General features: G+C 44.8%; 10 protein-coding genes and 3 pseudogenes. 8 read left to right on the plus strand and 5 right to left on the minus strand.

The genetic code is table 11. The features are described from left to right. Positions 1 to 12 precede the first annotated feature (12 nt). Positions 13 to 504, minus strand: a complete 492-nt coding sequence (locus VL20_RS19265) for a DUF29 domain-containing protein (RefSeq protein WP_081417907.1) — start codon at positions 502 to 504, stop codon at positions 13 to 15. A gap of 148 nt (positions 505 to 652) precedes the next feature. Here VL20_RS19265 and purL point away from each other — a divergent pair, with 148 nt between their 5' ends. Further along, a complete protein-coding gene (purL, locus tag VL20_RS19270) occupies positions 653 to 2,923 on the plus strand; it encodes a phosphoribosylformylglycinamidine synthase subunit PurL (RefSeq protein ID WP_052277486.1) in 2,271 nt (756 codons plus the stop codon). Between the two features lie 337 nt (positions 2,924 to 3,260). Continuing rightward, positions 3,261 to 4,723: pseudogene (gene purF, locus VL20_RS19275) on the plus strand (amidophosphoribosyltransferase). A 12-nt stretch (positions 4,724 to 4,735) separates the two neighbouring features. Here the strand turns inward: purF and VL20_RS19280 are convergent. Next, positions 4,736 to 6,451, minus strand: coding sequence for an ABC transporter ATP-binding protein (locus VL20_RS19280; RefSeq protein WP_052277487.1), 1,716 nt, complete (start codon positions 6,449 to 6,451; stop codon positions 4,736 to 4,738). Positions 6,452 to 6,646: 195 nt separating this feature from the next. After that, positions 6,647 to 7,987, minus strand: a complete 1,341-nt coding sequence (gene aroA / locus VL20_RS19285) for a 3-phosphoshikimate 1-carboxyvinyltransferase (protein ID WP_002766276.1) — start codon at positions 7,985 to 7,987, stop codon at positions 6,647 to 6,649. A gap of 464 nt (positions 7,988 to 8,451) precedes the next feature. On the opposite strand from aroA, the gene VL20_RS31860 reads away from it, so the two are divergent. From VL20_RS31860 to VL20_RS19300, 5 genes and pseudogenes are all read left to right on the plus strand, one after another. Beyond that, positions 8,452 to 8,628 carry a hypothetical protein gene (locus VL20_RS31860; RefSeq protein WP_167341558.1) on the plus strand — a complete coding sequence of 59 codons (177 nt, stop codon included), beginning with the start codon at positions 8,452 to 8,454 and terminating at the stop codon, positions 8,626 to 8,628. A gap of 3 nt (positions 8,629 to 8,631) precedes the next feature. Beyond that, positions 8,632 to 8,904, plus strand: coding sequence for a type II toxin-antitoxin system PemK/MazF family toxin (locus tag VL20_RS29525; RefSeq protein WP_071822799.1), 273 nt, complete (start codon positions 8,632 to 8,634; stop codon positions 8,902 to 8,904). A gap of 103 nt (positions 8,905 to 9,007) precedes the next feature. Beyond that, a pseudogene (locus VL20_RS33845) lies at positions 9,008 to 10,336 on the plus strand (ISNCY family transposase). Positions 10,337 to 10,579: 243 nt separating this feature from the next. Beyond that, complete coding sequence (locus VL20_RS19295; protein ID WP_052277488.1) at positions 10,580 to 11,392, plus strand: hypothetical protein; 813 nt, start codon at positions 10,580 to 10,582, stop codon at positions 11,390 to 11,392. 297 nt (positions 11,393 to 11,689) lie between these two features. Then, a complete protein-coding gene (locus VL20_RS19300) occupies positions 11,690 to 12,232 on the plus strand; it encodes a peroxiredoxin (protein ID WP_002786420.1) in 543 nt (180 codons plus the stop codon). Positions 12,233 to 12,303: 71 nt separating this feature from the next. Here the strand turns inward: VL20_RS19300 and VL20_RS31865 are convergent, their stop codons facing one another. Continuing rightward, on the minus strand, positions 12,304 to 12,468 hold the full coding sequence (locus tag VL20_RS31865) for a hypothetical protein (RefSeq protein ID WP_002786421.1): 165 nt from the start codon (positions 12,466 to 12,468) through the stop codon (positions 12,304 to 12,306). A gap of 144 nt (positions 12,469 to 12,612) precedes the next feature. Between VL20_RS31865 and VL20_RS19305 the strand changes: the two genes are divergently transcribed. Next, positions 12,613 to 13,953, plus strand: a complete 1,341-nt coding sequence (locus VL20_RS19305) for an AAA-like domain-containing protein (protein WP_052277489.1) — start codon at positions 12,613 to 12,615, stop codon at positions 13,951 to 13,953. Positions 13,954 to 14,403: 450 nt separating this feature from the next. Here VL20_RS19305 and VL20_RS19310 read toward each other — a convergent pair. Next, a pseudogene (locus tag VL20_RS19310) lies at positions 14,404 to 15,153 on the minus strand (WD40 repeat domain-containing protein); the annotation flags it as partial. Positions 15,154 to 15,166 lie beyond the last annotated feature (13 nt).

Raw genomic sequence — 15,166 nt, forward strand, 5'->3', positions numbered from 1 at the left:
CTTTTTTTGTCCTTATACGTCGAAGTAATGATCGATATCAATTGGGAACCATTCCCCATCTAATACCTGTTCGAGGGAGAAAGGAGGCTCTAGAGGAATCGCGTCGCGAGTGACTGCTTTCGCTTGTATTAAAGTTTTCCGAGCGTTCGAGTAGGCTTTTTGAAAATAATCCCGCGCGTGGTTGGTGAGAGTAGTAGTTTCTAGCCACTCTCCTAGTTGAGTTCGGAAACTGGCGATTTCTCCTATCCAGTGACAGACGTTTCGTTCTCGCTCCCGTTCCGATTTGTGATAAGCTAACTTAAACAGGTGTTCGATAAGCTGGGTTAATAAACTCTCTACAGCCCGTCTGTCACTTTTCCCCATGCACTCCACTTCCTCGATCAGATTTTCCCAGTCCACGTCATCAAACTTTTTTAGCTTTAAAAGTTCGGCGGTTTTTGAAGCCCAGAGAACAAAATCCTGATCGTATAAGGCTTTCATTGATAAAGCTGTTTCTACTGCCATAGTTTCGTTCCAACTGATGATAAAACTATGTCTTTAGCTTAACTTTACTAGCGCAAACCTTTTTAACTTTTTTGTCTTTCACTAAGCAGTATAACTCGATCTCATCAGACGTTATACAATAAATCTTGTCCCTCGATCGCATTGTCCCATGACTACCCCCTTCACTGCCGCAGAAATTGCCTCAGAAGGCATCAAACCCGAAGAATACGAAGAAATAGTCAAAAGACTGGGAAGACACCCCAACAAAGCCGAATTAGGGATGTTTGGCGTGATGTGGTCGGAACACTGCTGTTATAAAAACTCCCGGCCGCTGCTCAAACAATTCCCCACCACCGGCGAAAAAGTTCTCGTCGGACCAGGAGAAAATGCCGGAGTAGTGGATTTAGGCGATGGATTGCGATTAGCCTTTAAAATCGAGTCCCATAATCATCCTTCTGCGGTGGAACCCTTCCAAGGTGCCGCTACCGGAGTCGGAGGCATCCTGCGGGATATTTTTACCATGGGGGCCCGGCCCATTGCTATCCTCAACTCCCTTCGTTTTGGTAACTTGCAAGATGCCCGCAATCGGCGCATTTTTGCCGGAGTCGTGGAAGGAATAAGTCATTATGGCAATAGTGTCGGTGTTCCCACGGTGGGCGGTGAGATATACTTTGATAATGCCTACAATGGCAATCCCCTTGTTAATGCCATGGCTTTAGGGCTAATGGAAACCGAGGAAATCGTTAAATCTGGGGCAAAAGGCCTAGGAAACCCGGTTTTATACGTTGGTTCTACCACCGGCCGGGACGGTATGGGAGGGGCAAGTTTTGCCAGCGCTGAATTAACCGATAAATCTATGGATGACCGGCCCGCAGTGCAAGTGGGCGACCCTTTTCTGGAAAAATCCCTGATAGAAGCTTGTTTAGAGGCATTTAAGACCGGCGCGGTGGTGGCGGCCCAGGATATGGGGGCCGCGGGGATCACCTGTTCTACCTCCGAGATGGCGGCCAAGGGAGGGGTGGGAATTGAATTAGATTTGGATAAAATCCCCGTCCGGGAAACCGGGATGGTTCCCTACGAATATCTGCTGTCGGAATCCCAAGAAAGAATGTTATTTGTGGCAGCATCGGGACGAGAAGGCGAATTAATCGAGATTTTCCATCGTTGGGGACTTCAGGCTGTGGTCGCTGGCCAGGTAATTGCAGAACCGATCGTCCGTATATTATTTAAAGGGGAAATTGCCGCCGAAATTCCTGCCACGGCCCTAGCGGATAATACTCCGATTTATCATCGGGAATTACTAACAGAACCGCCAGAATACGCCCAAAAAGCTCAATTATGGCAAGATAGCACGATTCCTATTCCCGAATCCTATAACGAGATTTTATTAAAACTGCTGGATAGTCCCTCGATTGCCTCAAAACGCTGGGTTTATCGTCAATATGATCATCAAGTCCAGAATAACACCGTTATTCTCCCCGGGGGAGCCGATGCGGCCGTGATTCGCGTGCGTCCTCTGGGTGCTAATCCCGCAAATTCTCGGCGAGGTGTAGCGGCGACTACAGATTGTAATCCGCGATACGTTTATCTTGATCCCTATAACGGAGCTAAGTTGGCCGTGGCGGAAGCGGCCAGAAACCTTAGTTGTGTTGGTGCCGACCCCATTGCTGTCACGGATAATCTCAATTTCGGAAGTCCAGAGAATTCAATCGGTTATTGGCAATTAGCCACTGCTTGTCAGGGTATTGCTGAAGCTTGTCGGGAAATGAATACACCGGTGACTGGGGGTAATGTCTCTTTGTACAACGAAACCGTTGATGCAGCTGGCAGCCCCCAGTCTATTTATCCGACTCCCGTGATTGGGATGGTGGGATTAGTGCCGGATATCGGGCAAATTTGCGGCCAAGGTTGGCAAAAAGCGGGGGATTTAATCTATATTTTGGGTTTTTCCTTGCCAACTATCGGCGCTTCCGAATATTTAGCCGTTATTCACGGTTTGGTGACGGGAAAACCGCCGGTAATTGATTTTGAGTTAGAAAGAAAGGTACAAGCGGCCTGTCGTCGGGGAATTCGCGCCGGTTGGCTGAAATCTGCCCACGATTGCGCGGAGGGAGGTTTAGCCACTGCTCTGGCAGAATGCTGTATTAGTGGCCAATTAGGGGCAGAAATTGACCTTTCTTGGCAGCATCAAGGCCGTTTTGACGCGGTGTTATTCGGGGAATTAGCTAGTTGCATTATTGTCTCCGTTTCCCCCGAAAATCGGCAAGATTGGGAAGAATATCTAAAGACACAATTGGGAGACTATTGGCAAATAACCGGCAAAGTTAGCGAAAAAAGCGATAATCTTTTAATTCTTGACCGGAATAAACAACCGGCGATCGATGTTAGTCTAGAAACTATACAGCAAGTTTGGTCAAAAGCGATCGAAAGAAGACTTTAGGGAAGGAAACAGGAGTCGGTCGTCGGGAGTGAGGAAATGGGGAAATGGGGAAATGGGGAAATGGGGAAATGGGGAAATGGGGAAATGGGGAAATGGGGAAATGGGGAAATGGGGAAATTCAGCTAAAACCCTAACACCCCAAAACCCTAACACCCCAAAACCCTAACACCCCAAAACCCTAACACCCAAACCCAAAACCCTAACACCCTAAAACCCCAAAACCCCAAAATCCAACACCTGATAACTGTTCTCAAATCACCATAGAGGAAAGTGTTAAAAAGAGATTAAGATAAGTTAAGATTTCGTATCAAAAGTAGCCCCAAACCCCAGTCCTCTCATGTCTAGCCATCCCGACTCATCCCTATTCTTGAACCGCGTCGATAAGCCTGAAGAAGCCTGTGGAGTTTTTGGACTCTATGCCCCCGAGGAAGAAGTAGCAAAACTGACCTATTTCGGACTCTATGCCCTGCAACACCGAGGACAGGAATCGGCAGGTATTGCCACCTACGACGGGGAAACGGTGCATTGTTACAAAGAAATGGGCTTAGTTTCCCAAGTTTTTAACGAAACTGTCCTTAAAACCTTGCCGGGTACTCACGCCGTCGGTCATACTCGTTACTCTACCACCGGTTCTAGCCGTCGGGCCAATGCCCAACCTGCTGTGATCGAAACCCGTTTGGGTAAACTTTCCCTAGCACATAACGGCAATTTAGTCAATACTTTTGAGTTAAGAAATGTATTAGAAAAGCGCGGTTGTGATCTCGTCACCACCACCGACTCGGAAATGATCGCCGTCGCTATCGGCCAGGAAGTGGATAGTGGCAAGGATTGGATAGAAGCGGCGATCGATGCCTTTAGCTATTGTAGCGGGGCTTACAGCCTTGTTATCGGCACACCGACGGGAATTATCGGGGCGCGGGACCCCAATGGTGTCAGACCGTTAGTAATTGGGGTTTTGCAAGAAGAAGGCAATCCCCCCGTTATGTTTTGGCTTCGGAAACCTGCGGATTAGATATTATCGGGGCCGATTATCTGCGGGATGTGCAGCCGGGGGAATTAGTTTGGATTAGTGAAGATGGCTTATCTTCGGTGGATTGGGCCATAAAACCGGAGAAAAAATTATGCGTTTTTGAGATGATTTATTTTGCCCGTCCCGATAGTATTGTTCACGAGGAATCTTTATATACTTATCGGGTACGTTTGGGGGAACAATTAGCTAAAGAGTCTCCGGTAGAAGCAGATATGGTGATGGGAGTTCCCGATTCAGGTATTCCAGCGGCGATCGGATTTTCGCGCATTTCTGATATTCCCTACGCGGAAGGATTGATTAAAAATCGTTATGTGGGACGGACTTTTATTCAACCAACCCAACACATGAGAGAGTCGGGAATTAAGATGAAATTGAATCCTTTAAAGGATGTTTTACAGGGAAAAAGAGTTATTATTGTTGATGATTCGATCGTGCGGGGAACCACTAGCCGGAAATTAGTTAAAGCTTTACGGGATGCCGGAGCAAGAGAAGTTCACATGAGAATATCTTCACCTCCGGTGACTCATCCTTGTTTTTATGGCATTGATACGGATAACCAAGAGCAATTAATTGCGGCAACTAAATCGGTGGCGGAAATTCAGGCACAAATCGGGGTGGATAGTTTAGCTTATCTCAGTCACGATGGAATGTTAACAGCAACGAAGGAAGATCCGAAAACCTTCTGTACTGCTTGTTTTAATGGCGATTATCCGATTCCTGTACCTGATAATGTTAAGCGATCGAAGTTGATTTTAGAAACAGTTAAATAAATAGCCTCAAGGCTAAATCCTCTGAAAACAATCGGCAATTTCTTGGGGAGTTAAAAGGGAATTAGGATAACCGGAAAGTTGTCCTAATTTTTGTGCTAATAAAACTGCTTGGGGTGGAGTTAGATAGGTTTTGGCCAAGAGATCGGTTTGATGATAAGCTTGCTGGATTGGGGCATCTAAAAGGATAGTTCCTTGACCCATAATAATTACTCTTTCGGCGTATTCTGGCATCAAATAGAGGTGATGGGTGATCACAATCACCGTTTTGCCCATTTGGTGTAATTGACGACTCACCTCTAAAATTGCCTTAGCCCCTTGGTAATCTTGGCCAGTGGTGGGTTCATCAAAAACAACTATACGCGGTTCCATGGCTAAAATTGCCGCAATCACTACCCGCGCTCGATCGCCCTTCGGTAAGGAGAGAGGATGATAGGAGCGATATTCTAGCAATCCCATGGCTTCTAGACTTGCTTCTGTGCGTTGGTTGACGATTTCTGGAGAATAACCGAGATTAGTCAGGGCAAATGATACTTCTTTCTCGACAGTGGTGTTAAAAATCTGATTATCGGGATTTTGGGCTACATAACCGATCGAACGAGCTAAATCACTGACAGAAAAGCTACTGGTCGAACGTCCGTCAATCATAACTTGACCGGTGGTTGCCGAGAGAAGATTGAGAAAATGCTTGACTAAAGTGCTTTTTCCGGCGCCATTTTGACCGATAATCAGCAGATATTCCCCTTCGGCAATATCGAGGGACACATCCCGCAGGGCGGTAGTACCATCGGGGTAGGTATGGCAGAGATTTTTTACCCTCAGTATGGGGTTTAAGGGGTCAGAAACCGACGATAAGGGAAGGGTTGTGGTGATTTGATGATAAAAGGATTTAATCTCGTTTAAACGGGCAAAACCACGGTCTAGGGTGACAGGAATCGACTCGACCGCCCCGATTTTCTGCTCGATCAAAGCAAAAGTAGTGGCCACTTGCGGGGGACGCAGGGCATTTTCCTGTAAACGCTGTACTTGGGAGTAGATCTCTGCCGGGGTTCCCATGGCTTCGATCGCACCCTCCCTTAATAGTACCAGGCGATCGGCATATTCGGCCATTTCCTCGGCCGCGTGGGAGACCATCACAATGGTGACACCGAGATGGCGATTTAATTCCTTAATGGTGGCGAAAACTTCTTGGGCTCCCACCGGATCAAGTTGGGAGGTGGGTTCATCGAGAATTAACAAAGCGGGCTGAACTGCAAGGGCAGCGGCGATCGCTAATCGTTGTTTTTGTCCTCCCGATAGTTCCCCCGGCGATTTTTTTTCCATTCCCTCTAACCGGACTGCCGCTAAAACTTTGGGAATGCGCGCTTTAATTTCCTCTCGCGGTAGCCGTAAATTTTCTAAGGTAAAAGCGATTTCATTTTCTATCGAAGTAGCTAAAAGTTGCGTTTCGGGATCTTCAAATACTGCCCCCACATAGCGGGCCAAGGTGCTAACGGGATGGGTTAAAGTGTCTAAACCGGCTACTGTTGCATAACCAAAAAAACGCCCTCCGTAGAATTGGGGGACAATACCGTTAAGAGTTAAACAGAGAGTAGTTTTTCCCGCACCTGTGGGCCCGATAATACCTAAAAATTCGCCTCGATGAATTGCTAAAGAGATATTTTTAAGCACTAGATTGGAGGATTCGGGATAAATATAGGAAACTTTCTCTAATTGGGCGATGATTTCCATTATCGGTGGGGAATAGAAGACGGGAGTGGGGTAGATAGGGAGATATTTTTCAGGGAAATGCGAGTTAGGGACGCTTCTATTTTTCGCTACCTCGATCGATGAACTCGATTATCACACAGGTGGCCTACTACTCTGTGATTTATCCCGCAATTATACCAGTTACCCCTCGCCCGTTCGCAGAAAAACTTAATATTTCTACTCTTGACAAATTTGCTTTAAGGTAGTAAAGAAATCGGGGTAGGAAATGCCAGCTGCTTCAGCGCGATGGATAGTGGTGGGTTGACGGGAATTGAGGGCAGCGATCGCTAGACTCATGGCAATGCGATGATCGGTAAAACTGTCCACTTCCGTGCCGAATAGGCCCGTACCGCCGGTAATCTCTAAACCATCGGGTAATTCCCTTACTTTTGCTCCTAGGCGATCGAGTTGGGTGGCCATCACCGTCAGGCGATCGCTTTCCTTCACCCGTAATTCCTCAGCATCCTTGATAATTGTCGTTCCTTGGGCAAAAACCGCCGCTACTGCCAAAATCGGAATTTCATCGATCAGACGGGGTATAATCTCACCGGCGATCGTGGTTGCCTGTAGTTGACTGGATTTCACCCGCAGATCCGCCACCGGTTCCCCCGTCACCACCCGTTGATTTTCGAGGGTGATATCTGCTCCCATTGCCTGTAAAACCTGTAAAACTCCAGTTCTAGTCGGGTTTATTCCCACATTTTCGATTAATAACTCGGAATTAGGCACGATTGCCCCCGCTACCAACCAAAAAGCTGCCGAACTGATATCCCCTGGGACGATCACCGTTTGTCCGGTTAAAGTGGGATAACCCGTCACCGTGACGCTATTAGTCTCCCCATCCACCTCAATATTTGCCCCAAAAGCACGCAGCATCCGTTCACTGTGATCGCGAGATAAAGCGGGTTCCGTGATCGTGGTTTTCCCCTCGGTTAACAGTCCTGCGAGAAGAAGACAGGATTTCACCTGTGCAGAAGCAACGGGAGAATAGTAGTGGATCGGTTGCAGATATTCCCCAGAAACGGCTAAAGGAGCCAAAGAATGGGCTTTTCTGCCCCAAATTTGCGCCCCCATTTCTTTGAGGGGTTTCACCACCCGGGACATGGGACGCGATCGCAGGGAAGCATCACCAGTAACGACAAAAAAACGATCCTGATGACCAGCCAATAATCCTAACATTAAGCGGATCGTCGTGCCGGAATTGCCCGCATCAAGGATTTCTAAGGGTTCCTCAAGATTGCCTAAACCCCTACCTTTGACGATCACTTTCTCGCTGTTGAGTTGGGAAATTTCCACACCCATGGCACGAAAACAACTAGCGGTACTGCGGGGATCTTCGCCCAATAATAACCCATGAATAACGGTTTCTCCTTCGGCGATCGCTCCTAACATCAGGGAACGATGGGATATGGATTTATCGCCGGGGATAGTGATTTTTCCCCGTAATCCCGTGATTTTGGCTGGATCGATGACTAAATCTTGATGGGATTGAAGGGGGTTAAGGGTGACAATAGACATGATCGTTAGGCAGATGAAGACAAGCTCGATCTATTTTCCCCCTTTACCTCGCCCTTTCCTTGTCAAGTTATGTAAAGAATATTAAGCTAGAACCATTCGGTCATCAGTTTTTTGTCATCGGAAATTTTGGGTCTGAAACCCCGCCGTTCTAGGTTGGCTTTACGTTAGAATTAAAAGGCCAGTCTCGAAAACCAAGTGGACGGCGCAGCACCTTGAAAACTCGGCTTAGGGGGTTCCGACCAGAAAAGCTTGGCCGGGTAAAAAGTCGCGCGCAACAAGTACAAGAAGCTATAGGCGGTCAACGTACCGTGGGACACAGGGAATCGGGCTTCTGAAATGGGGCGAAAGTCTGTGGACTCTGTGTAAGACAGTACATGGTTTTTTAACTGTGGTATGCGACGGTGGTGGAAGCAGAAACTTAAATCGTGAGGTTTAGGAATCGCCGCCCTAAAAGTGCGGCGAGGATGTCAACTGGGGAACGTTTACGATTGGCCACAATCATTCTCAATGAACTTGTCGGACAACAACAACAACCATCGCTAGATCAGAGTGATACCTGGACTGAGGAGGATGAGATCGATCTTGTCAATTTTTCCCTAAACTATGCGGCCAAAACTTTCTCTGATGTGGAGGGGGGTTAATTGGTGACGTTTTCCACTGGAGATGTGGTGACAGTTGATTTTCCCGGTGTGACAGGAATTAAGCGCCGTCCGGCTGTGGTTTTGTCATCAGAGACTTACCACTCTCTTCGACCTGATGTAATAGTTGGACTGATCACAACTCAGTCAAAAGTGCTAGGAATTACTGATTATGCGCTTCAGGATTGGGTCTGGGCAGGGTTACGGGTCGCTTCGATATTTCGTTGTTTTATCGTAACTTTGCCACCATCTGCAAATTTAGCTGTGATTGGACATTGATCAGCAGCAATTCCAAATTCAAACGGTAGTGTAGGATACAGAATTGATTTCGCTTCTGTCCCTCAAAATAGAGTGAACGAGTTGCCCATTGGGTTTTGCAGGAATGGAAGTCCAAGATTTGAGTTTTATAGGGATGCTGAGCTACTTCCACAGGGCTATCGCTGGCATGGTTGACCCGCGCAGTGCTAGCAATGCTACTCGCTACAGTCTAAAAGACGCGGTCTTGGGGGCATTTGCTAGCTTCTTTATGCAAAATGAATCCTTTCTAGAATATCAGCGTCAATTGAATAGTCGTTGTGGACGAGATAATGCTCAAAGTCTGTTTGGTCTGGTTAATATCCCGACCATAGAACAGATAAAGAATATTCTCGATAGAATAGCAGCAAAGCCTCTTTTTTCACCGTTCAAATGGATTTATCAAGGTCTGAGAGAACAAGGCTATTTGAGGCTGTTTACAGCCTTGGATGGCAACTTACTCGTCGCCCTAGATGGGACTCAGTACTATGATTCAGAGAAAATTAGTTGTCCTTGTTGCTCAACCCGCACCTCGAAACAGGGGAAGGTAACTTATCACCATCAAGCTATTTTGCCTGTAATTGTCTCTCCTGACCAAAAATAGGTCATTTCCTTGCCACCAGAATTTATCACTCCTCAAGATGGCAGTGAGAAACAAGACTGTGAGCAAAACGCGGCAAAACGCTGGATAGCGAGCCATGCGTCCTGGTTTGAAGGCCAGCCCATCACCCTCTTAGGCGACGACCTCTATAGTCGCCAACCGATGGCTGAATATTGTTTGGAACACCATTTCAACTTTATCTTTGTCTGTTTACCGTCCTCCCATCCGACTCTCTATGAGTGGGTTTCTTTCCTGGAGGCTAATCAAGAAGTCAAAACCACTCAACAGCGACGTTGGAATGGGCGATACTTTGAAATTTGGGACTATCGTTATCTCAATCAAGTCCCCCTGCGCGAACAACAACCCGCCTTACTGGTCAATTGGTGTGAGGTGACCGTTAAGCGCGAGTCGGATGGTCAACTTCTCTATCGCAATAGCTGGATTACTAACCACGACCTGACTCCCCAACGGGTCATTCTGGTCTGCGCTGCTGGACGGAGCCGTTGGCGAACCGAAAATGAGAATCACAATGTGCTCAAAACTCGGGGCTATCATTTGGAGCATAATTTTGGACATGGTCAGCAACATTTGTCCTCTTTTCTGTTGACCCTCAATCTCCTGGCTTTCTTATTTCATACTGTTCTGCATCTAGTCGATGAACGCTATCAACGGGCTCGGATGCAAAGGGGGACTCGCAGAGGCTTTTTTAACGATGTTCTTTGCTTAACCAAGTATCTGCTGTTTGAAGGCTGGCACCACCTTTTAGACTTTATGCTCGATGAGGCCATCCCTGTTACTCGCGTTAATTCTTCTTGATTTTGGATGGGGAGCTACAGGGCAAAAGCGTTTTGTATTCTGTATTCCTTGCTACATTCTGAATTTGGAATTGCTGATTGATCAGAGCGTGACTGGCAAGGAATCAAGGCTTGTGTTAGAATTTCCCTCACAAGTTTGGAGGAAACAAAACCCTAGTCGATTACCTAATCTTCTTTTTTTATAGGAGGAGAGAAGATTTTGAAAAAATTAGTCAATGTTACTCACTAATTGGGATAATAAGTTATGAATGGATTAGGAACAAATTCTCAAGCTGGTTGGTTAAATATAGAGCAGGAATTAGTCTTACTTTTAACGGCAACAATTAATGTTAAAGGTATGCCGAATGCCTATCCAAATGTTCCTGAACAAAGACAGGAAGATTACTACAATTCCCTGAAGTATTATATTAATTTTCATCCTCGTATCAAAAAAATACTATTTGTGGAAAATTCTGGTTGGCCTCTTGAGCGACTGCAAGAAACGACTCAAGAAAATCCCCATAACAAACAAATTGAGTTTATTTCACTAGATGCCAATGATTTTCCTCGTGATTTTGGCAAAGGTTACGGCGAAACCTTATTAATAGAGGAGGGAATTTTAAAATCAGCACTAATAAAAGAGTCTTCTTATATTGCCAAGATAACTGGGAGAATTTATCTGCTTAATATGACCGATATTTTAGAGGCGATTAAACATCAATTTGAATGTTTGTGTGATTTTAAGTGGCCAATTTTGCAACAATTACGGAACAAACAAAATAATCCTTCTTATGCAGATACTCGTTTCCTTGTCTTTAGCAAATACTTCTATGAAAGATACCTGCAGCCGATGCACAAAAATCATCAGCAGGGTTGTTTTTATAGTGAACATCGATATTATCAAGCTATTAATTTAGCATCACAATCGGCTAATGTTTGTAAAAGGTTTCCGGTTGAACCGAAATTTTCTGGTATTGCGGGACATTTTGAAGGAAAAGACTATAATAGTCGTTCCGAACAGTTGAAATACGCAATTCGTGTCTTGACTCGTCAAACTATGCCTTGGCTATATCTGTAAAGGGTCGTGCTTAGTGGTGTATCAAAGTCAGTGGAGCCTCAACCACGGAAAAGGTAGCGTTTGACCCCGTTGTGAAGCAGTGAAATTTTTGTGGCAATAAGGCAGTAAAAGCTGTAAAATAAGCGCACAGGATGCTGGATTTTCAGAATTTTATCTTTTCGCTTCCCGTACCCTGTGAACTAGGAAAGCCTTACTTTGCAAAGGTTTTACACCAATTGTGGATGCAAAATTCCCTTGCGCATTTCACTACATGGAAAAAACTACCAAAAGCTGATAACTGATAACTGATAACTGATTATGTCTCGTCGTCAACTGTTGAGTTTTTTAATTGCAGTAATTCTGGCATTTTTTGCCTTTATTCCCGATGCTAACGCCTTAGGAGGCCCCCAACCCCCTTTAAATCAACCGGCACCCGATTTTACCCTACCGACTAACACGGGAGAAGGAAATATTTCCCTATCGGACTATCGGGGTAAGTGGGTAGTTTTGTATTTTTATCCCAAGGATTTTACCCCTGGCTGTACCCTAGAAGCGCGGCGTTTTCAGCAGGATTTGCCGAAATATATGGCTAAAAATACGCAGATTTTAGGGGTAAGTGCCGATGATGTCGATTCTCATGCGGAATTTTGTGACTCGGAGGGTTTAAAATTTCCTTTGCTGGCAGATACTACCGGAGATGTTAGTAAAGCTTATGGTTCTTGGATGGGTTATGTTTCCCTGCGTCATACCTATCTTATCGATCCCGATGGGATTTTAAAAGAGATTTATTTAGGGGTAAATCCTGCCATTCACAGTGCCGAAGTTTTAGCACGTTTAGAGGAATTACAGGCGATTTCATAAAAAAAATCCCGACCACGATTTTTTCATCGGTGGGGGATACACAGTAATAACCTTAACCGAGATAATCAGTACTAATTGCAATTATCGTCCTTATCACCCTTACAGTCACGGTTTTGTAAACTTAGCGGCCAAGAGGAATGGTCAAAATGGTTATCTTGACTATTAACCGCTAAAGTGTGAGGAATTGAACCTAACAGCAAGGAGGCCACAACAAACAAGGTTAACGAGATTTTCATGGTTTTACTCCCTTAGACACCATCAGGTAATTGACCTATTTTTACCATAGAGCGTTTTCTCTCGGATGTCAGTCCCATTGCCAAGAGGGAAAAAGGGGTTAACATGGAAAAAAAGGGAATATAAGTAGAATAAAGTAGAACGGGATGAAACCACAGGGATGGGACGAGTTTCTCAAACATCTAGCTAGAGAATACGGTGTTCAAGGCAAATTAAAGGAAATTTTTTTGGTTCGTTTTGCCTACGAAAATTGGCGCAAACCGGATGAGGAAATTTGGGAAATGGCCGAGGCTGCCAGCCATGAAACCTATAAAAAACAGATGACTAAAATCTATAGCTATTTCTCGGCAGATAAAGATAATGGCTGTCCCGAACTCGAATTAGGTAGTAAAGGGCCGGGTAAGTTCCAAATCCTCCGAGAATGGTTCAAAGATATCAAATATCCTGAATGGAAAAATCACCCCACCCCGATACTAGCAGAAAAATCAGTTATAGATACTTATATTAGCCGCCCTCCCGTCGAAAGCGACTGTTATCAAGAAATTAATCGTCCAGGGTCACTTATTCGCATTAAATCCCCCGAAAAGACTGGTAAAACTTCTCTCCTGAAACATCTGCTCGCTCAGGCAGATAGTTGGGGACATAGCACAGTTTATATTAATTGTCAAGTGGCAGAAAAGGCGATGTTTGCCAGTTTAGACCGATTTTGTCGTTGGTTTTCGGCAAATGTCAGCCGAGAATTGGGTTTAAAGCCTCAATTAGATGAATATTGGGACGAGGAACTATTTGGCAGTTTAATCAGTTGTCAAACCTATTTTCAGTCCTATCTTTTGGAACAGATTAACGGGCCTGTTTTTTTGGCCCTAGATAATTTAGACAGAATTTTCGAGTATCCCGACATCGCTAGGGATTTTCTGCCGCTTTTGCGCTGTTGGCACGAAGAAGCTAATAATTTAGAAATCTGGCAGAATTTGCGGTTAGCGATTGCTAATTCCACGGAAATCTATATTCAATTGGACGCTAATCAATCTCCCTTTAATGTCGGCCGTGCGATTAAATTACCCGGTTTTAGCCTCGAACAACTGGAAAACTTGGCTAGTAGCTACGGATTGCCTAAAAATGAAGATAATCAGCGTTTTATCCAGGATTTAATCGCTCTAGTTGCTGGTCATCCCTATCTTAGCCGTTTGGCCCTGGAAGCGCGGGTGCGCGGGGAAAAAAATATTCTCCCTAATGCTGCTACCCAAGGGGGAATTTATGCGGCACACCTGCGTCATCACTGGGATAGTCTGCAAAAACAGCCGGAATTATTGACAGGGATGGGGGAAGTGGTTAATTCTTCCGATAAGGGAGCGCGATTAGAACCGATTACTGCCTATAAACTGGAAAGTATGGGTTTAATTCAGTTAAAAGGCGATCTAGCCCAGCCTAGCTGTCAATTATATCAGCTTTACTTCCGAGAGGAACAAACCGGCAGCGATCTCTAGTAGATAATTATACTAAATCCGTTGAGTACAGGCCAGTTATGAGGAGAGGCACTCATGCAAAGGGGAATAAATAATCAGTTTTTAATAACCGGATTTAGTATCACATTTGCAGAAATATCGACAATCAGCAATTATTAGTGACTCTTAAATTATTACAAATATATCAGCAGCTGCGTGTAAGCATCCCACCGAAAAGCTCATGCGCTCCGGGGTTCGGGTAGGGTTGATTCATGAATCAACCCTACGATGAATCAACCCTACGATGAATCAACCCTACGATGAATCAACCCTACGATGAATCAACCCTAGGGGTTTGGGGGGTAGAACTCCCCAAGAGTCGGGATTGAGTAATAAAATCGGAAGTAACGATCAATTTTGGCAGATAGTTTGCCTTTAAAAATCCCAACTTAGTAGATTTACAAAAATGAGATGCACCCGCTCAAAGATTGTTCAACTTGCTAAAGATTGGAGTTCGGAAGTGCCATAAACTCTAACGATTTTATCTTGGCAGGCCGTGGCGATATAATTACCGTCGGGACTAAAACAAACGGAATAGATTTTTTGGGGATGGGGAATAGAAATAATGGCTTTTCCTGCTTTTAAATCCCATAATTTTAATCTTTTATCATCACTACCACTGGCTAATAGTTGATTATTAGGACTAACACTAACTGAATTGATATGATCACTATGTTCGCTGAGAGTTTTTACCTCTGTACCTCTTTTAATATCCCAGATTTTAATAGTTTTGTCTTTGCTGCCACTGGCTAAAAATTTGTTATTACTGCCGAAATCTACCGATAAAATACCTCCAAACCAATCGGAATGACCTTTTAAGGTAATACTGCTTTTTTCTGCCAGATTCCAGATAATTACCGTTTTGTCATTTTCGCCGCTACCACTGGCTAAAAATTGACCATTTTGACTAAATTTAACTGTTAGGACTTTATCGCTATGACCTTGTAAAGTAGAAAGAATTTCTCCAGTTTTTACTGACCATATTTTCACCGTTTTATCTTCACTACCACTAGCAATAATTTCCCCATCGGGATGAACAGCTACTGCTGTAACTTTATCTTGGTGTCCCGTTAAGGTAGAGATTAATTCTTTAGTTTCCAGTGACCAAATTCTTACAGTTTGATCATCTCCTCCACTAACCAAAAATCCTTGACAGGGACTAAAAGCAACAGAGTTGATTCCTGAGAGGGGGACA

The organism is Microcystis panniformis FACHB-1757 (assembly GCF_001264245.1).
Classification (GTDB): domain Bacteria; phylum Cyanobacteriota; class Cyanobacteriia; order Cyanobacteriales; family Microcystaceae; genus Microcystis; species Microcystis panniformis.